Annotated in this window: 23 protein-coding genes; 18 read left to right on the top strand and 5 right to left on the bottom strand. The window is 71.4% G+C overall.

Going from position 1 to position 22,646, the window contains the following annotated elements; translation table 11 throughout:
• Window positions 1-46: 46 nt before the first annotated feature.
• Window positions 47-559, bottom strand: coding sequence for a hotdog fold domain-containing protein (locus VZF99_RS10880; RefSeq protein WP_407334764.1), 513 nt, complete (start codon window positions 557-559; stop codon window positions 47-49).
• Window positions 560-585: 26 nt separating this feature from the next.
• Entirely contained in the window at window positions 586-1,224 is a 639-nt protein-coding gene (gene mftR, locus VZF99_RS10875) for a mycofactocin system transcriptional regulator (RefSeq protein WP_253002160.1), read from the bottom strand.
• A 111-nt stretch (window positions 1,225-1,335) separates the two neighbouring features.
• On the opposite strand from mftR, the gene mftA reads away from it, so the two are divergent.
• From mftA to VZF99_RS10805, 14 genes are all read left to right on the top strand, one after another.
• Window positions 1,336-1,422 (top strand): mycofactocin precursor MftA, encoded by an 87-nt coding sequence (gene mftA / locus VZF99_RS10870; protein WP_067716580.1) that lies wholly within the window; start codon window positions 1,336-1,338, stop codon window positions 1,420-1,422.
• 1 nt (window position 1,423) lies between these two features.
• A complete protein-coding gene (gene mftB / locus VZF99_RS10865) occupies window positions 1,424-1,750 on the top strand; it encodes a mycofactocin biosynthesis chaperone MftB (protein ID WP_067716578.1) in 327 nt (108 codons plus the stop codon).
• Window positions 1,747-3,003 (top strand): mycofactocin radical SAM maturase, encoded by a 1,257-nt coding sequence (mftC, locus tag VZF99_RS10860; protein ID WP_119193248.1) that lies wholly within the window; start codon window positions 1,747-1,749, stop codon window positions 3,001-3,003. The genes mftB and mftC overlap by 4 nt, the downstream gene beginning before the upstream one ends.
• Before the next feature lie 82 nt (window positions 3,004-3,085).
• Complete coding sequence (mftD, locus tag VZF99_RS10855; RefSeq protein WP_067716572.1) at window positions 3,086-4,309, top strand: pre-mycofactocin synthase MftD; 1,224 nt, start codon at window positions 3,086-3,088, stop codon at window positions 4,307-4,309.
• A 33-nt stretch (window positions 4,310-4,342) separates the two neighbouring features.
• On the top strand, window positions 4,343-5,158 hold the full coding sequence (locus tag VZF99_RS10850; RefSeq protein WP_067716570.1) for a mycofactocin-coupled SDR family oxidoreductase: 816 nt from the start codon (window positions 4,343-4,345) through the stop codon (window positions 5,156-5,158).
• A gap of 6 nt (window positions 5,159-5,164) precedes the next feature.
• On the top strand, window positions 5,165-5,854 hold the full coding sequence (mftE, locus tag VZF99_RS10845; protein ID WP_120284012.1) for a mycofactocin biosynthesis peptidyl-dipeptidase MftE: 690 nt from the start codon (window positions 5,165-5,167) through the stop codon (window positions 5,852-5,854).
• Window positions 5,851-7,338 carry a mycofactocin biosynthesis glycosyltransferase MftF gene (mftF, locus tag VZF99_RS10840; RefSeq protein ID WP_407334763.1) on the top strand — a complete coding sequence of 496 codons (1,488 nt, stop codon included), beginning with the start codon at window positions 5,851-5,853 and terminating at the stop codon, window positions 7,336-7,338. The genes mftE and mftF overlap by 4 nt, the downstream gene beginning before the upstream one ends.
• Window positions 7,335-8,606: a mycofactocin system GMC family oxidoreductase MftG gene (gene mftG, locus VZF99_RS10835; protein ID WP_407334762.1), complete on the top strand. Its 1,272-nt coding sequence runs from the start codon at window positions 7,335-7,337 to the stop codon at window positions 8,604-8,606. The genes mftF and mftG overlap by 4 nt, the downstream gene beginning before the upstream one ends.
• A gap of 57 nt (window positions 8,607-8,663) precedes the next feature.
• Window positions 8,664-9,593, top strand: coding sequence for an alpha/beta fold hydrolase (locus VZF99_RS10830; protein ID WP_120284394.1), 930 nt, complete (start codon window positions 8,664-8,666; stop codon window positions 9,591-9,593).
• A 181-nt stretch (window positions 9,594-9,774) separates the two neighbouring features.
• Window positions 9,775-10,158: a thioredoxin gene (trxA, locus tag VZF99_RS10825; RefSeq protein ID WP_069388609.1), complete on the top strand. Its 384-nt coding sequence runs from the start codon at window positions 9,775-9,777 to the stop codon at window positions 10,156-10,158.
• Window positions 10,159-10,317: 159 nt separating this feature from the next.
• Window positions 10,318-11,439: an NDMA-dependent alcohol dehydrogenase gene (locus VZF99_RS10820; RefSeq protein WP_407334761.1), complete on the top strand. Its 1,122-nt coding sequence runs from the start codon at window positions 10,318-10,320 to the stop codon at window positions 11,437-11,439.
• A gap of 143 nt (window positions 11,440-11,582) precedes the next feature.
• Window positions 11,583-11,924 (top strand): metal-sensitive transcriptional regulator, encoded by a 342-nt coding sequence (locus VZF99_RS10815; RefSeq protein WP_407334760.1) that lies wholly within the window; start codon window positions 11,583-11,585, stop codon window positions 11,922-11,924.
• Window positions 11,925-12,012: 88 nt separating this feature from the next.
• The gene (locus tag VZF99_RS10810; RefSeq protein WP_407334759.1) at window positions 12,013-12,399 is read left to right on the top strand and encodes a DUF302 domain-containing protein; all 387 of its coding nucleotides are present in this window, start codon (window positions 12,013-12,015) and stop codon (window positions 12,397-12,399) included.
• A gap of 14 nt (window positions 12,400-12,413) precedes the next feature.
• Window positions 12,414-13,052, top strand: coding sequence for a DUF1707 domain-containing protein (locus VZF99_RS10805; protein ID WP_407334758.1), 639 nt, complete (start codon window positions 12,414-12,416; stop codon window positions 13,050-13,052).
• On the opposite strand, the gene VZF99_RS10800 is transcribed toward VZF99_RS10805, so the two are convergent.
• From VZF99_RS10800 to VZF99_RS10790, 3 genes are read right to left on the bottom strand one after another with little or no spacing between them, the layout of a single operon-like run.
• Window positions 13,049-13,564, bottom strand: a complete 516-nt coding sequence (locus VZF99_RS10800) for a dihydrofolate reductase (RefSeq protein ID WP_407334757.1) — start codon at window positions 13,562-13,564, stop codon at window positions 13,049-13,051. The genes VZF99_RS10805 and VZF99_RS10800 overlap by 4 nt on opposite strands.
• 17 nt (window positions 13,565-13,581) lie before the next feature.
• Window positions 13,582-14,382, bottom strand: coding sequence for a thymidylate synthase (locus tag VZF99_RS10795; protein WP_407334756.1), 801 nt, complete (start codon window positions 14,380-14,382; stop codon window positions 13,582-13,584).
• Between the two features lie 28 nt (window positions 14,383-14,410).
• Window positions 14,411-15,160: a 3'(2'),5'-bisphosphate nucleotidase CysQ gene (locus VZF99_RS10790; protein ID WP_407334755.1), complete on the bottom strand. Its 750-nt coding sequence runs from the start codon at window positions 15,158-15,160 to the stop codon at window positions 14,411-14,413.
• A gap of 66 nt (window positions 15,161-15,226) precedes the next feature.
• Between VZF99_RS10790 and VZF99_RS10785 the strand changes: the two genes are divergently transcribed.
• The 4 genes from VZF99_RS10785 (at window position 15,227) to VZF99_RS10770 (ending at window position 22,611) form a co-directional block, all read left to right on the top strand.
• The gene (locus tag VZF99_RS10785; protein ID WP_407334754.1) at window positions 15,227-19,990 is read left to right on the top strand and encodes an ATP-dependent helicase; all 4,764 of its coding nucleotides are present in this window, start codon (window positions 15,227-15,229) and stop codon (window positions 19,988-19,990) included.
• Window positions 19,991-20,068: 78 nt separating this feature from the next.
• Complete coding sequence (locus VZF99_RS10780) at window positions 20,069-20,980, top strand: cation diffusion facilitator family transporter (protein WP_407334753.1); 912 nt, start codon at window positions 20,069-20,071, stop codon at window positions 20,978-20,980.
• Between the two features lie 3 nt (window positions 20,981-20,983).
• Window positions 20,984-21,859, top strand: a complete 876-nt coding sequence (locus VZF99_RS10775) for a DNA-formamidopyrimidine glycosylase family protein (RefSeq protein ID WP_185950199.1) — start codon at window positions 20,984-20,986, stop codon at window positions 21,857-21,859.
• Window positions 21,856-22,611: an SDR family oxidoreductase gene (locus VZF99_RS10770; protein WP_120283998.1), complete on the top strand. Its 756-nt coding sequence runs from the start codon at window positions 21,856-21,858 to the stop codon at window positions 22,609-22,611. The genes VZF99_RS10775 and VZF99_RS10770 overlap by 4 nt, the downstream gene beginning before the upstream one ends.
• The last annotated feature ends 35 nt before the right edge of the window (window positions 22,612-22,646 follow it).

The raw sequence follows: 22,646 nt of genomic DNA, 5'->3' as shown, positions 1-22,646 counted from the left end.
ACTTGTTTTCCGTTTCCGCAACGGAAAACCGGAAGTCCTCCCGGTCTCAGTTCCGCTTCGCGGGCGAGACGCGGATGGTGATCGAGCCGACCACGGGCTCGGCCCCGGCGTCGTCGACGAACCGCAACGGCACCTCGACGTCCTGACCGGTGGTCATCGCCGCGAAGTCCGGCATGTCCGCCCATTCGGCGGTGACGGTCATGCCGCCGGTCGACTTGGCGGGGTAGCGCACGTTCATCCCGACGGGGATCCATCGGTGGGTGGTGGGAACCGTGGCCTCGGCGAGCATGCCCATGGCCATCTCGGCGAGGTTGCACGCCGCGATCACGTGGAAGGTTCCGATGTGGTTGCGGTTGCCCCACCAGCCGGGTCCGCGGACGACGCAGCGGCCCGGTCGGAGTTCGACGACGTGCGGGTACGCCGTGCGGAAGTACGGGGCCTTGAGGCTCACCGCCGCGCTGAACAGGCGGGAGCCGAACGGGAGCCGGGTGGCGGTCTTCCACAGCCGGTAGGTGGAGGTGTCGGCGTGGTGGGTGGGGGAGGTGTCGGAGTCGGTCACGACGACGAGGTTACCCGCCGGTAAGTTCAGCGCGGTCGCCCACCGGGCTCGAACGCGTCCTCTCGGGCGAGGATCTGTGTCCCGTGACGCAGGAGCTCGTGGAGGCGATCCTGGTCGGCTCCGGGCTCGGCCACCCACAGGCGGTAGGCCGACAGCCCGATCCCCAGCGCGGCGTGCGCGGTCGCGGCGGGCACTAGATCGTCCACCGCCTGGCCGAGCCTGGCGGCCACGAACCCGGCCACGGCCCGGCGCCAGTCGGCGTACACGAGGGTCGAGTGCGCCTGCAGTTCGTCCACGCCGAGCAGGAGGCGCATCCGTAGTCGGTGCGCCTCCGTCTGCTCGCGGGGGAACGTGTTGAACGCGATGAGTGCGTCGGCGAGGGCGTCGCGCAGTGGCGTCTGCTCGGGCACGTCGGCGAGGTACTCCAGCATGAGGTCGATCTGCTCGTCGAACTCGCCCCAGGCGATGGCGGCCTTGCCGGGGAAATAGCGGAACAGCGTGCGGCGGGAGATGTGCGCGGCCTCGGCGATCTGGTCGACGCTGGTCGCGTCGTAGCCCTGCCGGGCGAACAGGTCGAGGGCCACGTCGACGATGGAGGCGCGCGTGGTCGACGGCCGACGTCCCGGGGGCTGTGTCCCGGTTCCGGGCAGTTCCCGCATTCCCATGACACGAGAGCCTAGATGAGTGACTCTTGCCACTGGCACTAAGTGCCAATATGATGCAGATCTCACCGGAAACCGGTGGGACAGCGCCCGCGCCGGACGAGAGGACACGTCATGGAGAACACGCAGAACACCGAGGTCGTGCTGGAGGAGGCCCTCATCGAGGAGGTCTCCATCGACGGCATGTGTGGGGTCTACTGAGATGACCTCCGCAGCAGCGCCGGCCGACGCCGAGCAGTCAGCCGCCCCGGCGGAATTCGACCTCGACGCCGGCTGGCGCCTGCACCCCGGCGTGGCGCTCCGGCCCGAGCCGTTCGGGGCACTGCTCTACCACTTTCACACCCGCAAGCTCAGCTTCCTCAAGTCGCCGACCATCGTCGAGGTGGTCCGCACCCTCGCCGACCACCCCACCGCGCGCGCCGCCTGTGCCGCCGCCGGGGTGTCGATCGATGATCCGGCGACAGCGCGGCTGTACCTGCACGCGCTCGGCCAGCTCGCCGCCTCGCGCATGATCGAGGAGACCTCATGACCAGCATGCTCGACCGTCCCGCAACGGCGTCCACCGCGACCACCACTGCTCCGGCGCCCGTCGGCCGCCTCGTCGACCAGTTCGAGCGCGGGCTCGACGCGCCGATCTGCCTGACCTGGGAACTCACCTACGCCTGCAACCTCGCCTGCGTGCACTGCCTGAGCTCCTCCGGTCGCCGTGACCCGCGCGAGCTCAGCACCGAGCAGTGCAAGGCGATCATCGACGAGCTGCAGAAGATGCAGGTCTTCTACGTCAACATCGGCGGTGGCGAGCCGACGGTCCGCTCCGATTTCTGGGAGTTGGTCGACTACGCCACCAGCCACCAGGTGGGCGTGAAGTTCTCCACCAACGGTGTCCGTATCGACGAGAAGGTCGCCAGGCGCCTGGCCGCGAGCGACTACGTGGACGTCCAGATCTCCATCGACGGTGCGACCGCGGAGGTCAACGACGCGGTCCGCGGCCCGGGGTCCTTCGACATGGCCTGCCGTGCGCTGCAGAACCTCAAGGACGCCGGCTTCACCGACGCCAAGATCTCGGTGGTGGTGACGCGCGAGAACGTCACCCAGCTGGACGAGTTCAAGGCGCTGGCCGACAAGTACGACGCGACCCTGCGCATCACCCGCCTGCGCCCGTCGGGCCGCGGCGCCGACGTGTGGGACGACCTGCACCCGCTGCCCGAGCAGCAGAGGGACCTGTACGACTGGCTGGTCGCGAACGGCTCCGACGTGCTCACGGGTGACAGCTTCTTCCACCTGTCGGCGTTCGGTGAAGGCCAGGGCTCGCTTCCCGGGCTCAACCTGTGCGGTGCCGGCCGTGTGGTGTGCCTGATCGACCCGATCGGCGACGTCTACGCCTGTCCGTTCGCCATCCACGAGGAGTTCCTCGCCGGCAACGTCGTCGCCGACGGCGGGTTCGAGACGGTGTGGCAGACCTCGGAGTTGTTCCGTGAGCTGCGCGAGCCGCAGTCGGCCGGGGCGTGTGCGTCCTGCGACTTCTACGACAGTTGCCGGGGTGGCTGCATGGCGGCCAAGTTCTTCACCGGGCTGCCGATGGACGGCCCGGACCCCGAGTGCGTCCAGGGGTACGGAGAGGGATTGCTCGCGGCTGAGCGCAGCATCCCCGACCCCTCGCAGGACCACACGCGGCCCATGGGGCTCGCGGCGCGTAAGCAGCCCACCGGCCCGGTGCCGCTGACCCTCGTCACGACACCGCCGCGCAGGCCCACCAGCCTGTGCGACGAGTCCCCGATCTGAGCCGGCCCGCCCGGACGAACCCCGCTGGCCCGGACCAACCCCGCTAGCCCGGACGAACCCCCTAGAAGGAGCAGCCACCACCGTGTCCCGCCTGTCGAAGATCGCCGAGGCCAACCCCTGGCGCCAGAACCCGTGGTTCGAGTCGGTCGCGGAGGCCCAGCGCCGCGCGAAGAAGAAGCTGCCCAAGAGCGTGTACATGGCGCTCGTCGGCGGAAGCGAAGCGGGGGTGACCATCCGCGACAACATGGACGCCTTCACCGAGCTCGAGCCCAAGCCCCACGTGATCGGCGCCAAGCAGGACCGCGAGATGGCCACCACGGTGATGGGCCAGCCCATCAGCCTGCCGGTGATGATCTCGCCGACCGGCGTCCAGGCCGTCACGCCGGACGGCGAGGTGGACGTGGCCCGCGCCGCGGCCGCCCGCGGCACGGCGATGGGACTGAGCTCGTTCGCGTCCAAGCCGATCGAGGAGGTCATCGCGGCCAACCCGCAGACCTTCTTCCAGGTGTACTGGCTCGGCGGCAAGGAGAAGGTGCTGGAGCGGCTGGAGCGCGCCAAGGCCGCCGGGGCGGCGGGCGTCATCCTCACCACCGACTGGTCGTTCTCGATGGGCCGTGACTGGGGCAGCCCGGCCATCCCGGAGAAGCTCGACGCCAGGGCCATGATCACCCTCGCCCCGCAGATCGCCGTGCGTCCCCGCTGGGCCGCCGAATGGGCCCGCGACGTGGTGGTCAACAAGCGGTTCCCCGATCTGACGACCCCCAACCTGGTGGGCAAGGGCGAGATGGGCCCGACGTTCTTCGGTGCCTACGGCGAGTGGATGGGCACCCCGCCGGCCACGTGGGAGGACATCGCCTGGGTCGTGGAGAACTACGACGGACCGGTCATGCTCAAGGGCATCACCCGGGTCGACGACGCCAAGCGCGCCGTCGACGCCGGTGTCACCGCGATCTCCGTCTCCAACCACGGCGGCAACAACCTCGACGCCACCCCGGCGTCCATCCGGTGCCTCGCGCCGATCGCCGACGAGGTGGGCGATCAGGTAGAGGTCCTGCTCGACGGCGGCATCCGTCGCGGTTCGGACGTGGCCAAGGCACTCGCGCTCGGTGCCCGGGCCGTGATGATCGGTCGCGCGTACCTGTGGGGGCTCGGGGCCAACGGCCAGGCGGGAGTGGAGAACGTCCTCGACATCATGCGTTCCGGACTCGACTCGAGCCTCATCGGGCTGAGCAAGTCCTCGATCTCCGAGCTGAACCGCGACGACTACGTCATCCCCGACGACTTCATGCGCCGTCTCGGCGTCTGACCCACCACCACGGAAGAGAAGGACCCCCCTGTAATGGGAGATTTCGACGGCAAGGTCGTCTACATCACCGGTGTGGCCCGCGGCCAGGGCCGCAAGCACGCGATCCGCTTCGCGCGCGAGGGCGCCAGGATCATCGGCCTGGACCTGTGTGACTCGCCGTCCGAGTACGTGAAGTACCGGGCCGCCACCGAGGACGACCTGGCCACCACCATCGAGCGCGTGGAGGCCGAGGGAGGGGAGATCCTCGCCGAGGTCGGTGACGTCCGCGACCTGGCGTTCCAGCAGGCCCTCGTGGCCCGCGGCGTGGAGCGCTTCGGTGGCCGCCTGGACGTGGTGATCGCCAACGCGGGCATCTGCAACTGGGGCAAGGTCTGGGAGCTCGACGAGCAGCAGTGGCAGGACACCCTCGACATCAACCTCACGGGGTACTGGAAGACGCTGCGTGCGGCGATCCCGCACATGCTCTCCGCCGGTAACGGCGGGTCGATCATCCTGGTGAGCTCGGTGGCCGGTCTCAAGGCCATGCCGGTGCAGTCGCCCTACTCGGCGTCCAAGTACGGCGTGGTGGGCCTGGCCCAGACCGCGGCGAAGGAGCTCGGCGAGCACGGTATCCGGGTCAACACGATCCACCCCTACGGTGTCCAGACGCCGATGGGCGCGGAGGACCCCGACGCGCTCGAGGTGTTCAACACCATGCCGCAGTTCCTGCCGCACTTCACGCCGATCCTGGGGATGGGCATGGCCACCACCGACGACATCTCGGACTCGGTGATGTTCCTCGCCTCGGACGCCTCGCGGACCATCACCGCCTCGACCTTCACCGTCGACATGGGCGCGATCAAGGTCTGACCCGACGTGACGGGCGCGATCGGCGCGACCGGCCGGGCCGGTGCGGGAGTGCTCGCGGTGCTGCCTCTCGGGGCGACCGAGCAACACGGCCCGCACCTGCCGCCGGAGACGGACACCCTCCTGGCCACCGCGACCGCCCGCGCCCTCGCCCCCGGTGACGTCCGTGTGCTCCCCGGCCTCGCCTACGGTGCGAGCGGGGAGCACCAGGCGTTTGACTGGACCGTGTCGATCGGCACCGAGGCCCTCGCCGGGACGATCATCGAGCTCGGCCGGTCGGTGAGCGCCTGGGCGGACCGGCTCGTCGTGGTCAACGGGCACGGAGGCAACATCGACGCACTGCGCCTCGCGGTACCCCGGCTTCGCTACGAGGGCCGCGACGCCGCCTGGCTGCCCTGCCGCACCAGCGAGGACCCCACGGACACCCACGCCGGTCACGCCGAGACCTCGCTCCTGCTGCATCTGCACCCCGACCTCGTCCGGGTCGACCTCGCCGCGCCCGGCTGTGTCGAACCGTTGCCGCGGATCCTGCCCGCCCTCCGCGAGGGTGGCGTCGCGGCGGTGAGCCCGAACGGGGTGCTGGGCGACCCCACCACCGCCTCCGCCGACGAGGGCCGGCGCCTGTGGGAGGCGCTGCTCGCCGACGCCCGCGGCCGCCTCGGACGCTGGCGGCCGGGGGAGGACGGGATGCTGCGATGAGCGAGGTCCCCCACGTTCTGCTCGATCGTCGCACCCGGGTGTTGCGCCGTGGCGACGTCGTGCGGGTGCTGGGTGGCGACCCGGTCACCCTGATCACGCCGTCGCCGGCCGTGTCGCCTCTCCTGGACGGCGGCGAGACGGTCGCCACCGACACCCCCGCGGGTGCGGCCCTCGCGCGCGCCCTCACCGACCGGGGGATGGCCCACCCCGCCGGCACCGCGACGGGCACCCGCCCGCTGGCGGCCGTCGCGGTGGTGGTCCCCGTCCGAGACGACGCCGCCGGGGTCGCCGCGCTCTCGAAGGCGCTCGCGCCGGAACTCGCCCGCGGACTGCACCTCGTCGTCGTCGACGACGGCTCCACGCCGCCCCTGACCACCTCCGACTCTCTGACCACCTCCGCCTCCCTGACCACCTCCGTCACCCCGGCCGCCACCACGGTCCTGCGCCACGATGAGTCGAGGGGGCCCGCCGCCGCCCGCAACGCGGGCACCGCCGCGGCCGTCGGGGCCGGGGCGCAGGTGGTGGTCTACCTCGACGCCGATGTGATCCCGCTGCCCGGGTGGCTCGACGTCCTGCTCGCCCGCCTCGACGACCCCCGGGTCGCCGCGGTCGCGCCCCGCATCGTGGCCGCCGAACCGGGGCGGTTCTGGGTACGCGGGTACGAGACGGCCCGCTCCGCGTTGGACATGGGGCCCGAGCCGGCGAGGGTCCGACCCCGCACACGGGTGGCGTACGTCCCCAGCGCGGCGCTCGCGGTGCGACCCGACCGGTTGCCGCCCCCTCCCGAGGGCGGGGGAATCGGCCCGTTCGACGAACGCATGCGCGTCGCCGAGGACGTGGACCTGTGCTGGCGCACCGATGCCGCGGGGAGCCATCTGCGCTACGAGCCAGCCGCCAGGGTGGCGCACCGGCATCGCACGTCGCTCGGCGCGGTGGTGGCGCGGCGCGCGTTCTACGGGCGTGGAGCGGCGCCGCTCGCCGACCGCCACGGGGCCGCCGTGGCGCCCGCGGTGGCCGCACCGTGGTCCCTCGCCGTGGCGATCGGGGTGTGGAGCGCCACGCCGGTGGGGTCGCTGGTCGCGGCCGGTGCGATCGGGAGAGCGTGGTGGCGGACCCGCGGCCTCGCTGGGGACGGTCGCGCGGCCGCCGGGTTGGTCGCCCGGGGCGCCGGGGCGTCGGTCCGTCAGCTCCCGCAGGCACTACTACGCCCGTATTGGCCGGTCACGGCGGCCGCGCTCGCCGCCACCGCCATGTCCCGTTCCCGGGGGGCACGCGGGCTGCGCCACCGTCTCCTCACCGCGGCGGTGGCCGAGGGCCTGTGGCACTGGTGGACCGCCAGGGAACCCGGACGGCTGCCGATCGACGAGCCCCTCGGGCACGTCCTGCTCCATCGCCTCGACGACCTGGCCTACGGTGTCGGCGTGTGGCGGTCGGCGTGGGCCGCGCGCTCGCTCGACGCACTGCGACCGGACGTCACGCGGTGAGCGGCGGCGCGCGGGCCGACGTGGTGGTGGTCGGTGCGGGCCCGGCCGGCTGCGTGATGGCCCGTCGCCTCGCCGAGGCCGGTGCCGACGTCCTCCTGCTTGAGTCCGGCACCGCGAGCGCCTCGCCGCGCGCGGGCCTGCTCGACGTGGGACCGGGGTCGCAGGTCGTCGCCCGCCATCGCGCCACTCTCGGCGAGGCGACTCTCGACCTGCCCCGCGGCCGCACCCTCGGCGGGTCCGGAGCGGTCAACGGGGGGTACTGCGCCCCGGCGCGACCGGCGGACCTCGCGGAGTGGGGTCCGGACTGGCCGCGGCGGTACGCGGTGGGACTGGCCCGCGCCGCCGAGCGCCTCCGACCCGGCCTGGCGCCGATGGGTCCGGTCGCGGCGCGGGTGGCCGCCGCGTTCCCCGGCCGCGTGTCCGCGATCGGCCAGGCGCGCCGGGGCCCTCGGCGCGTGACCGCGTTCGACGCCTGGGACCCGTCCGGCGCGGGGGCCCGGGTGCGCACCGGGGCGACCGTCCGCCGGCTCCGGTGGGAGGGCGGGCGCGTCGCCGGACGGTGTGACGGCGTGGTGCTCGACGACGACGAGGAGATCGGTGCCGGACAGGTGGTGCTGTGTGCGGGGGCGATCGGGACGGCCGCCCTGCTGATGGGGTCCGGGATCGGACCGTCCACTGGACACCCGGTGGGCCACGGGGTGCAGGAGCATCCGGAGCTGCTGTTGGACCTTCCCGCGGACGTCCTGTCGGGCCGGGACCCGTACCCGCGTCCCGGCCCGGACGCGCCCGGGGGGCTGCCACCCCTGCTCTCCCATGTCGTCCGGCTGCAGCTTGCCGCGGAGGCCGAGGTCGAGATCCGTCCCTACGCCGTCCCCCTGCACCACGTCATCCCGGGCCTCGAGCCGGCGCCGCACCGGATCGGGGTGGCACTGATGAACCCGGTCGGTCGTGGACGGATCGGCGACGACGGGACCGTGCACCTGTCCGAGGACCCGCACGACGCGGCCGTCCTCGCCGGGGCCGCCGCGATGGTGGCGGAGCGGATGGGCCTGGACGGGGACGTCACGGTCTCGACCTCGCAGCACCTGTCCGGCACCGCGCGGGTCGGGGAGGTGCTCGACGACTCCGGACGTGTCCTGGGGGTGCAGGGGCTGCGGGTGGCCGATGCGTCGGCGCTGCCCTCGCTGCCGCGGTGCGGCCCCTACTACACGGTCCTGGCGGTGGCCGAGGACCTCGCTACGCGGGTGATCGCCGAGCGGGCGTGGTAGAACGGCACGAGAACACGTTCCACCGATGGGGTGGGCGCCATCCCGGGAGGCCCGTACATGTCGAGTACCGAGACGATCTGCGAACCGCGGCAGTTCACGGTGGAACGCGACGGCGGTGTCACGCTGGTCGGCGAGGTGTGGGAACCGGTGGATCCGGCGGGCGACTCGCTCGACCCGGTCGAGGAGATCCTCATGCTGCACGGGGGTGCCCAGACCCGCCACGCGTGGAGCCGCGCCGCCCGCCGGCTGTCGGGGGAGGGGTACAGGGTCACCGCGATGGACGCCCGCGGTCACGGGGACAGCGACTGGGATCCGGAGGGTGACTACGACATCCACCGGCTGGCCGCGGACCTCGAGGCGATCGTCGCCGAGCGGTTCCCCTCCCGACGCCCCGTGATCGTCGGCGCGTCCCTCGGCGGGATGACCGCGATGCTCTCGCTGGGCACCGGCAAGGACGTCGCCCGTGCGCTCGTCCTGGTGGACGTCACCCCGAAGCTCGAGGCCAAGGGGGTCGAGCGGGTCGGGGAGTTCATGCGCTCCGGGTTCGACGGGTTCGCCAGTCTCGAGGAGGCCGCCGACGCGATCGCCGCCTACCAGCCGCAGCGCAAGCGACCGCCTAATCCCGAGGGCCTGCGCAAGAACCTCCGGCTGCGCGAGGACGGACGGTGGCACTGGCACTGGGACCCCCGCTTCGCCGGTGGCGCCTCGGCCGACAACGCGGAACTCGGCAACGCCTTTTTCGAGGAGCTCGTCCCGCACATCACGCAACCGACCCTGCTCATCCGGGGCTCGGCGTCGGACATCGTCAGTGACGAGTCGGTGCGGCACCTGCGGGGGCTGCTCCCGCACGCGTACACGATGGAGGTGCCCGACGCCGGGCACATGGTCGCGGGCGACGACAACGCGGTCTTCCTCGACCAGCTCGAGAAGTTCCTCGCCGAGGTCCTCGACTCGCCGCCCCGCCGGGAGACGTCCCGGGAGGCGTGAGGCCAGGGGGGAGCGGGGAATAACCTGCCTCCGGCGACGTTGTCACTGACTACGCGCGGCATCCATACCCCCAGAGGTATGGATTGTCGCGGAAGGTCGTCGCCGGCGCGGGCTGTCCGTAGGCTGGCGGCGTAACGAGACGGGACGAGAGCCGCCCCGTCCGCGCTAGGAGGGCATTCGTATGAGCACCGTCGACATCACGACCGCCGAGTTCGAGAAGACCGTCACCGAGAACGACATCGTCCTGGTGGACTTCTGGGCCGAGTGGTGTGGCCCGTGCAAGGCGTTCGGTCCGGTCTACGAGAAGGTCTCGGGCAAGAACCCCGAGCTGACCTTCGCCAAGGTGGATACCGACGCCGAGCAGCAGCTCGGAGCGATGCTGCAGATCCAGTCCATCCCGACGCTCATGGCGTTCCGCGAGGGCATCGCGGTGTTCCGCCACTCGGGTGCCATCCCGGAGCAGGCGCTGGACGACCTGGTCGAGCAGATCAAGGGGCTCGACATGGACGAGGTCCGCAAGGCCGTCGAGGACGCGCAGGCGCAGCAGGGCGACGCGCAGCCCTGATCGGCGGGCCGGCCCACTCTCCTGACGGGACGACGGCGGCGGCGAGGTCCCACCAGAACGCGTTCGGGTAACCACCCCACAGGTTTCACCCATGGGGCTAACGTTGCTAGAACACGTTCCAGTGGCGGGCTTCGCCCCGTCGCGCCCGGAGGGAGTTCAATGAAAACCAAGGCCGCGATCGCCCGAGAGCTCGGCAAGCCGTTCGAGATCGTCGAGGCCGAGCTCGACGGACCCAACTTCGGCGAGGTGCTCGTCAAGTGGAAGGTCGCCGGCCTCTGCCACTCGGACCTGCACATCACCAGCGGTGACCTGCCGGGTCGCCTGCCGATCGTCGGTGGCCACGAGGGTGCGGGCGTCGTCGAGGCGGTCGGTGACGGCGTCACCCACGTCCAGCCCGGCGACCACGTGGTGGGGTCGTTCATCCCCGCCTGTGGCAAGTGTTCGGCCTGCGCGCGCGGGATGACCAACCTCTGCGACGGCGGCCTCAACGGCACCATCGGTGAGATGGCCGACGGCCGCTACCCGTTCAAGCTGGGCAACGGCGAGACCGCCGGTGCCATGTGTACCCTGGGTACGTTCTCGCAGTACACCGTGGCCAACATGAACTCGGTGGTCAAGGTCCAGGACTGGATCCCCTTTGAGGTCGCGGCCCTGGTGGGCTGCGGAGTCACCACCGGCTGGGGTTCCGCCGTCTACTCCGCCGACGTCCGGGCCGGCGACACCGTCGTCGTCTTCGGCATCGGTGGCATCGGCATCAACGCCATCCAGGGCGCCAAGCACGCGGGCGCCCGGTTCATCCTCGCCATCGACACCGACGAGTCGAAGCTGGCCAAGGCCAAGGAGTTCGGCGCCACCCACGTCTACACGGACGTCGACGAGGCCAAGGCCGAGCTGCCGGGCCTGACCTGGGGCACGATGGCGGAGAAGGCCATCATCACCATCGGCGTGGCCGACGCGAAGGTCACCGCCGACGCGACCGACATGGTCGGCAAGCGCGGCGTCGTCGTGCTCACCTCGATGGGCGGCCTCGACAACCAGTCGATCTCCCTGCCCGGCCTGTTCGTCTCGCAGTACGAGAAGGTCATCAAGGGCTCGCTCTTCGGCTCCGCCAACGCCTTCCACGACATCCCCAACATCCTGCGTCTGTGGGACGAGAAGCAGCTCAAGCTGGACGAGCTCATCACGCACCGGTTCACCCTCGACCAGGTCAACGAGGGCTACGAGATCATGGAGCGCGGCGGCGAGGGCATGGTCCGCGGGATCATCGTCCACGACGACTGACCGTCAGCTGGGCCGGCAGGAACCGGCACTCGCGAAAATATACCCCCGCGGGTACGCTGGAGGGATCCGGTGGACCCACGGGGGTCTCGCGTCAGTCCGCCTTCACTATCCGAGACCATCAGTGACCAACGAGAGGGACGACGATGTCAGCAACCGAGCGGGCTGTGTCCGACAAAGCAGTGTCCGACAAAGCAGTGTCCGACAAAGCTGTGTCCGCAAAAGCCGTGTCCGAGCCCAGGCAGCAGGTCCTCAACAGGCTGCGCCGCGCGCGCGGCCAGCTCAACGCGGTGATCGACATGGTCGAGCAGGAACGCTCGTGCAAGGAGATCGTCACCCAACTCGCGGCGGTGTCCAAGGCGCTGGACCGTGCGGGGTTCAAGATCATCAGCGAGAACATCCAGGAGTGCATCACCCGCGACGGCGAACCCGGCGCGGACGAGGTCGACCTGCCCGAGCTCGAGAAGCTGTTCCTCTCGCTCGCCTGACCACCGTCCGGCCCCATGGGAGGCTGGGGGACGACACCGGAGACCAGCACCGACTAGACCAGAACCGACAACACCGGAGGTAGTCGACATGGACATCGGAATCGGCACGTTCACCGAGATGGAGTTCGACGAGGCGGTGGAGGCGACCCGTGCTGCGCTCGCCGACCGCGGGTTCGGGATCCTCCACGAGATCGACCTCACGGCCACCCTGAAGAACAAGATCGACAAGGACATCGAGCGTGTCCTCATCCTCGGCGCCTGCAATCCCGGGTTCGCGGGGAAGGCGTTCGACGTGAGCAAGGACGTCGCCCTGATGATCCCGTGCAATGTGGTGATCCGCGAGTCCGGCGGCGGCTGCGTGATCGAGGCCCAGAACCCGGATCTCCTCTCGCAGGTCATCTCCGGTGGCCTGCAGGACCTCGCCGACGAACTGACCACCGACATACGCTCGATGATGAAGGACCTCACGCGCTGAGTAACCTGGGGGGCATGAACCCGGAGCAGGACAACGACCCACGCACCCTGGCCCAGCGGCGACTCGAGGCGATGGTGGGGCGTGGGGAGCTGTCGCTCGCCGAGTTCTCGGACCGCGCGGCCAAGATCTGGGCCGCGACCTGCCCCGCCGAACTCGAGGTGGCGCTGAGCGGTCTCCCCGCCGACCGGCCCGGCCCGGCACAGCACGGCCGACCGGCGCCGGTCGGCCCGGTGCACTCCACGCCGCCGGCCACCCGTCCCGGCAGTGCGATCACCGTCGACGAGAGCCAGAAGAAGACCTCCGTCTTCGACACCCTCAAGCGCGAGGGCCGCTGGATGCTGCCGGACGACTACCGGCTGACGTCCTGGCTGGGCGAGATCTACCTCGACGCCCGCGAGGCCGTCGTCGACCGCCCGCGCACCCACCTCCAACTGGACCTGTGGGGCGCCAACGCCAAGATCCTCCTCCCGCCCGGGGTCTCGGTGTCGATCACCGGTAACAGGACCATGAGCGAACTGAAGATCGACGAGGGGCGCTACGACGTCCACGGCGGTCCCCACCTGGACATCGAGATCAACGGGTTCATGGCGGGCGCGAAGATCAAGATCCTCGCCGCGGGGGAGAAGATCCCCAAGACCTGGAAGTGGTTCTAGGAGGTGCGCCGGCGACGCCACACCGTGTGCCGGTGCCGCACCTCGTCGTCGTACCCCTCCACCCGACTCCGGGGATCGGTGATCCAGTCACCGACCTCGACCAGCTCCCAGGCATCGTCCAGTTCGGGCGCCAGCACGGTGCCCGGCGCGTCGGCGTCGATCTCGGTGACCAGGCACTCGTCGGCGGCGGACAGCGCCGCGGCGTAGATCTGGCCGCCGCCCATCACCGCGGCCTCCGGGCCCGCGAGCTCCAGGGCGCGCTCCACGGACCCGGCGCGTTCGGCGCCGTCGGCCGACCAGTCGGCGTCCCGCGTGCACACGACGTTGCGACGGCCGGGCAGGGGGCGGAACCGCTCCGGGATCGACTCCCACGTCGCGCGGCCCATCACCACGGGACGCCCGACGGTGGCCTGCTTGAAGAACGCGAGGTCCTCGGGGATGTGCCACGGCATGTCTCGGCCGTCACCGATCACCCCGCCGCGGGCCTGCGCCCACACCATCCGCACGGTCACCGCAGCCGTCCGCCGGATCAGACCGCGACCGGGGCCTTGATGCCCGGGTGGTGCTCGTAGCCGACGACCTCGAAATCCTCGAAGGTGTAGTCGAAGATCGACGGGGCGCGGTTCAGCCGCAGCTCGGGGTAGGGGTACGGCTCCCGCGAGAGCTGTGTGCGGACCTGCTCGACGTGGTTGTCGTAGATGTGACAGTCGCCGCCGGTCCAGATGAACTCACCCACTTCGAGACCCACCTGCTGCGCCATCATGTGGGTGAGCAGGGAATAGGAGGCGATGTTGAACGGCACGCCCAGGAAGAGGTCGGCGCTGCGCTGGTACAGCTGACAGCTGAGCTTGCCGTCGGCCACGTAGAACTGGAACAGCAGGTGGCAGGGCGGCAGGGCCATCTCCGACAACTCGCTGACGTTCCACGCGGAGACGATGTTGCGCCGCGAGTCCGGGTCGGCCCTCAGCAGCTCCACCGCCGCGACGATCTGGTCGATGTGGGCACCGTCGGGGGTCGGCCACGAGCGCCACTGCACCCCGTAGACGGGCCCCAGCTCACCGTCGGCGTCCGCCCACTCGTCCCAGATGGTCACACCGTTCTCGCGCAACCACCCGACGTTGGAGTCGCCACGCAGGAACCACAGCAGCTCGTACGCCACGGACTTGAAGTGCACGCGCTTGGTGGTGATCAGCGGAAACCCCTGCGCCAGGTCGTAGCGCAGCTGGTGGCCGAACAGGCTCCGCGTGCCCGTGCCGGTGCGGTCCGCCTTGGGGGCGCCCTGCTCCAGGACCAACCGCAGCAGGTCCTCGTACGGGGTGGGGACGGTCATGGCGCTCAAGTCTACTCAGGCGGTCCGGTCACGCGGTCCAGACCGGGTGCCCCGCCGTCACGGCGAGCACCTTCTCGGTGAGATCGGGGCGGCACACGAGGATGTCCGGGGAGTAGGTGTCGGACTTGTTGAACGCGAGAGGCGACCCGTCGATCCGGGAGGCGTGCAGCCCGGCGGCGAGCGCCACGCCGACGGGCGCCGCCTGGTCCCATTCGTTCTGTCCGCCGGCGTGAAGGTAGACGTCGGCGTCGCCGAGCAGGACGGAGAGCATCTTGGCGCCGGCCGACCCCATTGGCCGCACGTGCAGCCCGAGCTCGTCGGCGACCCCGTGGATCCCGGCGGGCGGGTTGTTGCGACTGATCACCATGGCCCCCGAACTCGGGCCGTCGACGTGATCGACCTGGTCCGACCGGAACACCCGGCCCGCGTCGGGGAGTCCGACGGCGGCGACGGTGGGCCGGCCGTCGACGACGAGCGCGACGTGGACCGACCAGTCCGACCGGCCGGTGGAGAACTCCTTGGTGCCGTCGATCACGTCGATGATCCACACCCGTGACTTGGCGAGGCGGCTGCGATCGTCGGCGACCCCCTCCGAGAGGATCCCGTCGTCCGGTCGGTGCACGGCGAGCACCTCGTCGGTCCAGTCCTCGGCGACGTCGTTGGCCACGCGCGCGAGCGAACGTCCGTGCAGCAGCCCACCCGCGCGGGTGCCGCGGACGATGTCCCCGATGCCGGTGGCGAGGTGGGATGCCAGGTCGTGGTCGTCGAGATCGCGCATGAGCACACTCTACGGAGCCCCGTGCGTGTCACGGCGCGTGTCGTAGCCGTACGACATCATGAGTTCATGTCCGTCGCCCTGGACCGGTTCCACCCGGCCACCGCCTCCTGGTTCCGTGGTGCGTTCGGCGCGCCCACCGCCGCGCAGTCCGGCGCGTGGGAGGCCCTCGCGGGCGGCGCCCACACCCTGGTCGTCGCACCGACGGGCTCGGGCAAGACGCTGTCGGCGTTCCTCGCCGCGCTCGACGGACTGCTCCTGGGGCCGGCCGAACCGGACCCGGGCAGTGCCGCCGGGAGTGTCCGCGCGTCCGGCCCCGGCACCCGTGTCCTCTACATCTCCCCGCTCAAGGCGCTGGCCGTGGACGTCGAGCGCAATCTCCGGGCGCCGCTGGCGGGGATCGCCCGGGAGGCCGCGGCGCTGGGCACGGAGACGCCGGACGTGACCGTGGGGATCCGGACCGGTGACACCCCACCGGACGAGCGGCGCCGCCAGCGGGCCAGGCCACCGCACATCCTGGTCACCACGCCCGAGTCATTGTTCCTGCTGCTGACCTCGGCCGCCCGCGAGACCCTGACGGACGTGGACACGGTCATCATCGACGAGATCCACGCGGTCGCCGGCAGCAAGCGCGGCGCGCACCTCGCGCTGAGCCTCGAGCGTCTGGACGAGCTGCTCGACGCGCCCGCGCAGCGGGTGGGGTTGTCGGCGACGGTCCGGCCGCACTCCGAGGTGGCCCGCTTCCTGGCGGGTGAGCGCCCGGTCACCGTGGTGGCACCGCGGTCGGACAAGAGCTTCGAGCTGTCCGTCCGGGTCCCGGTGGAGGACATGACCGACCTGTCCTCGGCCGCCCCGGATGTGTCCGCACCAGCGGGCACGCCGGGGCAGGGGTCGATCTGGCCGCACGTCGAGCGGCAGGTGGTGGACCTGGTCACCGCGCACCGCTCGACGATCGTCTTCGTCAACTCCCGTCGCCTGGCCGAACGGCTCACCGCCCGCCTCAACGAGATCTACGCCGAGGACACCGACCCCGGGTCCCTGCCCGAGCCCCCGGCCCGACCGCCAGCGCAGGTGATGGTGCCCTCGGAGGTCACGCGGGGCGCACCGCCGGAATTGGCGATGGCGCACCACGGGTCGGTGTCCAAGGAGCGCCGGGCGCTCATCGAGGACGCGTTGAAGTCGGGCCGGCTCCGGGCGGTGGTGGCCACCTCGTCCCTCGAGTTGGGCATCGACATGGGGTCGGTGGACCTGGTGGTGCAGGTCGAGTCACCGCCGTCGGTGGCGTCGGGGCTGCAGCGCGTCGGCCGTGCCGGTCACCAGGTCGGTGAGGTCTCCCGGGCGGTGGTGTTCCCCAAGCACCGTGCGGACCTGGTCCACAGCGCGGTGACCGTGGAGCGGATGCTCGCCGGTGCGATCGAGGAGTTGTCGGTTGTCGCCAACCCCCTCGACGTCCTGGCCCAGCAGACGGTGGCGGCGTGTGCGCTGGAGCCGATCGACGTGGAGGAGTGGTTCTCGGCCGTCCGGCGCACGGCCCCGTACCAGGGGCTGCCGCGGTCGGCGTTCGAGGCCACGCTCGACATGCTCGCCGGCAAGTACCCCTCGGCCGACTTCGCGGAACTGCGTCCGCGCCTGGTCTGGGACCGCGACGCGGGGACGCTCACCGGCCGCCCCGGCGCCCAGCGGCTGGCCGTCACCTCGGGCGGCACGATCCCGGACCGAGGACTGTTCGGCGTGTTCATGGTGGGGGAGAAGGCCACCCGCGTCGGGGAGCTGGACGAGGAGATGGTCTACGAGTCCCGCGTCGGTGACGTGTTCGCGCTCGGGGCCTCGAGCTGGCGCGTCGAGGAGATCACCCACGACCGGGTGCTGGTCACCCCCGCGCCCGGCGGCACCGGTCGGCTGCCGTTCTGGCTCGGTGACGACCAGGGTCGGCCCGCCGAGCTCGGCCGCGCGCTGGGCGGCTTCCTGCGGGAGGTCGCGGGCGGCACGGACGCGGAGGCCACCGCCCGGCTGGACGCCGCCGGCCTGGACGCCAACGCCGCCACCAATCTCCGGCGCTTCCTGACCGAACAGCGCGAGGCCACCGGTCATGTACCCAGTGACACCACGCTCGTCGTGGAGCGTTTCCGCGACGAGGTCGGCGACTGGCGGGTGGTTCTCCACTCGCCGTTCGGGGCGCGGGTGCACTGGCCGTGGGCGGAGGCCGTGCGCGCCCGGCTCGCCGCCGCGCACGGATTCGACGCGGTGCCGGTGGTGTCCGACGACGGCATCATCCTCCGGGTACCGGACATGGGCGACGACGGCGAGGTGAGCGCACGCCCGGGAGCCGAGACGTTCGCCATCGGGGCCGAGGAGGCGGTGGACCTGGTCACCCGGCACGTGGGCGGGTCCGCACTGTTCGCCTCCCGCTTCCGTGAGTGTTCCGCGCGCGCCCTGCTGTTCCCCCGGCTCGACCCCGGCCGACGGGCGCCGTTGTGGCAGCAGCGGCAGAAGTCGGCGCAGCTGCTCGACGTCGCGCGCCGCTACCCGGACTTCCCGATGATCCTCGAGGCGGTGCGCGAGTGTCTGCAGGACGTCTACGACGTCCCCGCGCTCGAGCGGATCCTGACCGAGATCGAGTCGCGGACCGTGCGGATCGTCGAGGTGGACACACCCAGTGCCTCGCCGTTCGCGCAGTCGCTGTTGTTCGACTACGTCGGGGCGTTCCTCTACGAGGGCGACTCGCCGTTGGCGGAGAAACGGGCGGCGGCGCTCGCGATCGACCCGTCGCTGCTCGGGCAGCTCCTCGGTCGCGTCGAGTTGCGCGAGCTGCTCGACATCGAGGTCCTGGACTCGATCGAACGGCGGCTGCAGCACCTCGAGCCCGATCGCGCGGCCCGCGACGCCGAGGCCGTGGTCGATCTCCTGCGGCTTCTCGGCCCGCTCACGGTGGAGGAGGTCGCGGCCCGGTCCGCCGACCCCGACGCCGCCCCCGCCTGGCTCGCCTCCCTGGCCGAGGCGTGGCGCGTGGTCACCGTCGAGCATTCCGGCCGGACGTGGTGGGCCGGCGTCGAAGACGTGTCCCGGCTCCGCGATGGACTGGGTGTCCCGCCGCCGCCCGGGGTGCCGTCGGCGTTCCTCGGCGATGTCACCGACCCGCTCGGTGAGCTCATCCGGCGCTATGCGCGTACCCACGGCCCGTTCACCGTCGACGAGGTCGCCGAGCGTTTCGGGCTCGGGGTGGCCGTCGCCCGCGGCGTTCTCGATCGACTCACGTCCTCCGGGGTGCTGTTGGCCGGTGAGTTCCGTCCGGGCGCGACGGGCCCCGAGTGGTGCGACGCCGAGGTCCTACGGCACATCCGTCGCCGCTCGCTGGCCGCACTGCGCTCGCAGATCGAGCCGGTCTCGCACTCCGCGCTGGGTCGCTTCCTGCCCGGCTGGCAGAGCTTCGGCAGCGGAGCAAGTGCGGGCACAGGGTCCGGCGCCGAGTCAGGCGGCGAGTCCGGCGTGGACGGGGTGCTCGCCGTGGTCGAGCAGCTCGACGGACTCGCGGTGCCCGCCTCCGCTCTCGAACCGCTGATCCTGGCGCCCCGGGTGCGGGACTACTCACCGACGATGCTCGACGAACTCCTGGCCGGGGGAGAGGTCATCTGGAGCGGGCGCGGTCGGGCGGGCTCACGCGACGGCTGGGTCTCCCTGCACCCGGCGGATTCGGCCGGTGCGACCCTGCCCCTCGATCGACCGCAGCCGGAGGGGCCGGTCCACCTCGCCGTCGTCGATTCCCTGCGCGGCGGCGCCCTGTTCTTCCGCGACATCGTCGCCAAGGTGAAAGACGCGGCCGACACCGTGCCCACCGACACCGCGCCTACAGACCCCGTGCCCACCGACCCCGTGCCACCCATCACCGAGGCCGCGGTCCGCGACGCACTGTGGGACCTCGTGTGGGACGGGGTGGTCACCAATGACACCCTCGCGCCGCTGCGCGCGGTGTTGGCCGGCGGTGGTTCGTCGGGGTCGGGGACCGCGCACCGTTCGTCCCGGACCTCCGCCCGGCCCCGCCGTGCCCGGCTGGGCAGGACGACCATGGCCCAACTGAACGGCGCCGTCGCCGCGGGGACGAGGACGCCCCCCGTGCTCGCCGGCCGCTGGTCGCTGGTGCCGGAGCCGGTCACCGACGCGACGCTGCGTGCTCACGCCTGGGCCGAGACATTGCTACTGCGTCATGGTGTGGTCACCCGGGGCGCGGTGGAGGCCGAGGAGATCCCCGGCGGGTTCGCGGCCGTGTACAAGGTACTGGCGCAGATGGAGGACTCGGGCCGCTGTCGGCGCGGGTACTTCGTCGACGGCCTCGGAGCCGCCCAGTTCGCCGCCGGCAACACCATCGACCGGCTGCGGACGTTCGACGACACCGCGGACGACGCCCACTGGCCATCCGGAGCGGACGACCCCACCGTTCGGGTCCTCGCCGCGACCGACCCCGCCAACCCCTACGGGGCGGCTCTGCCCTGGCCCTCCGCACGCACGACCGGTGACGGGGCCGCGTGTGGCGAGGGCACGGGGAACGGGTCCGGACACCGCCCCGGTCGCAAGGCGGGAGCTCTGGTGGTGCTGGTCGACGGCGTGTGTGTGCTGTTCGTCGAACGCGGCGGGCGAACCGTGCTGGTCCTCGACGACCGCGCCGGTGCCGTCCCGGCCGCTGCGACGGCGCTCGCCGGAACCGTGAAGTCCGGCGCGGTCGGCGCGCTCACCGTCACCACGCTCGGGGGCGAGCCCGTCCACACCTCGCCCCATGCCGCGGCGTTCGAAGCCGCCGGTTTCGGCATCACTCCCAAGGGGCTGCGGATCCGCCGCTGAACATCCACATCTTGAGTCGGCCGCGGCGAATAGTTAGAGTATGCGCATTAGTGCATGTGTTGGAAGGGGTGTTGTCGAATGGGTGCGGGCCATTCCCATGGTCGTCCCTCCGGCCACGCCGGTGGGCGATACCGGGCGCGCCTCGGGGGTGCGTTCGCCCTGACGGCGGCGTTCTTCGGGGTCGAACTGGTCGCCGGCCTGGTCTCCGGCTCCCTCGCCCTCCTCTCCGACGCCGGCCACATGGGCGCGGACGTGGTGGCACTTGGCGCGGCCCTCCTGGCCACGGTGGTCGCCACCAGGCCCGACGCATCAGGCCGCCGGACGTTCGGCCACTACCGCGTGGAGATCTTCGCCTCCGGCCTGGCGGTGCTCATCATGCTCGGCATGGGCGTGTACGTGCTGATCGAAGCTGTCGGTCGGCTCGGCTCCGACTCCTCCGTCGACGCCGGGACGATGCTCGTCGTCGGCGCGCTCGGGCTCGTGGTCAACGTCATCTCCCTGCTGTTGTTGCGCAGCGGGTCCGGCGAAAGCCTGGCACTGCGTGGCGCGTACCTCGAGGTGCTCGCCGATGCGGCAGGCTCCGTCGGGGTGATCGTGGCGGCGCTGCTCATGCGGGCGACCGGGTCGACGGTGTGGGATCTGGTGGTCGCGGTGGCGATCGCCGTGTTCATCGTGGTGCGGGCGGTGGCGCTCGGACGGCAGGTGGTCGCCGTCCTCGCCCAGCACGCGCCCGCCGGCGTCGATCCGGTGGAGGTGGAGGCCCAGCTCGGAGCCCTGCGTGACGTCGAGGAGGTCCATGACCTGCACCTGTGGACACTGACCTCGGGAATGGACGTGGGTACCGTGCACCTGGTGGTCGACCCGGTCGCAGATCACTCAGAGGTGCTCGGCGAGGCTCGGCGCGTCCTCCTGGAGGAGCACGGGATCGAGCACGTGACGGTGCAGATCGAGACCGCCGGGGTCGTCGGTTGCCGCGAACTGGGGTGGTGAACCGTGCCCGAGGGTGATTCGGTGCACCGGGCTGCGGCGCGGGTCCGCGAGGCCCTCGCCGGCCGCACCCTGGACAGGAGCGAGCTCCGTGTGCCGAGGTTCGCTGCCGTCGATCTCACGGGCAGGTCGGTGGTGACGGCCCGGTCCCGGGGGAAGCACCTCTTCGTCGTCGTCGGCCCCGACGATGAGGGCCGTGACCCCGTCACCCTCCACATCCACCTCAAGATGGAGGGCCGCATCCACGTCCTGCGTGCGGGGGACCGGTGGCGGTTCCCCGCACACACCGTCCGGCTTCTCCTGCGTGCCGGCGACGTCGAGGTGGTGGGCACGGAACTCGGACTGCTCCGCGCACTGACCCCCGCCGAGGCCGACCGCGCCGTCAGCCACCTCGGGCCCGATCTCCTCGGCGCGGACTGGGACCCGGTGACGAGCACTGACGAGGTCGTGCGGCGGATCGGCGAGCGGCCCGCCCGTACGATCGGCGAGGCGTTGCTCGACCAGCGCAATCTGGCCGGGATAGGGACCGTCTACCGGGCGGAACTGTGTTTCCTACGCGGGGTGGACCCGCGGGATCCCGTCGAGGTCGTGCCGGACCTTCGTGCGATGGTCACGCTGGCGCGGCGGATGCTGGTGGCCAACGCCGACCGCACCGTCCGGGTGACCACCGGCGACACCCGGCGCGGTCGCGAGCTGTGGGTGTACGGCCGCGACGGCAAGGCGTGCCGCCGGTGCGGGACCGAGGTGGAGACGTTCCGCCTCGGCGGGCGCGCGGACCCGGACGAGCCGAGCGACTCGCTGGATCGCATCGCCTACCGTTGCCCGTCCTGCCAGCCGCGTCGTGCCACACTGGGCGCATCGCCAACGGAGGAGAACTCGTGACCGACCGCAAGACGATTCTGATCACCGGTGCCAGCTCTGGCCTCGGGGAGGGAATGGCCCGCCGCTGGGCCGCGCAGGGGAAGAATCTCGCGCTGTGCGCGCGGCGCCTGGACCGCCTGGAGGAGCTCCGTGCCGAACTGCTGGCGGCGAATCCCTCGATCACGGTGGCGGTTCGCGAGCTCGACGTGGCTGACGGTGACGCGGTGGAGCGGGTGTTCGGCGAGCTGGACGCCGAGCTCGGCGGCATCGACCGGTTCGTACTCAACGCCGGGTTGGGCAAGGGCGCCTCGATCGGCACGGGGAAGGCACACGCCAACCGGGAGACCGCCATGGTGAACGTGGTGGGGACGCTGAACCAGGCCGAGGCGGCGATGGAGCGGCTCTTCACCCGGGGTGAGGGGCACCTGGTGTTCATCTCGTCCGTGAGTTCGTTGCGCGGCATGCCGAAGGCGCAGAACACCTACGGCGCGACCAAGGCGTTCGTCTCGGCCCTGGCGCAGGGCCTGTACGCCGAGCTGGACAGTGCGGGCAGCCGGATCAAGGTGACGGACATTCTCCCGGGGTATATCCGCACGGACATCAACCGGTCGGTGAAGACCGCGTTGATGACCGAGTTCGACGAGGGCGTCGACGCGCTGGTCAAGACGATCGACGCCGAGCCCACCCGCGCGCTGGTTCCCGCCAAGCCGTGGAAGGCGATCGGGCCGCTGCTCACGCTCCTGCCCGAGAAGATCAGCCGCCGCTTCGTCTGACCCACTGGTGGCCCCACCCGGGCCACGACGAGGGC

The organism is Dietzia kunjamensis (assembly GCF_045689975.1).
Taxonomy (GTDB): Bacteria; Actinomycetota; Actinomycetes; order Mycobacteriales; family Mycobacteriaceae; genus Dietzia; species Dietzia kunjamensis.
This window is presented reverse-complemented; position numbering and strand designations above follow the sequence as displayed.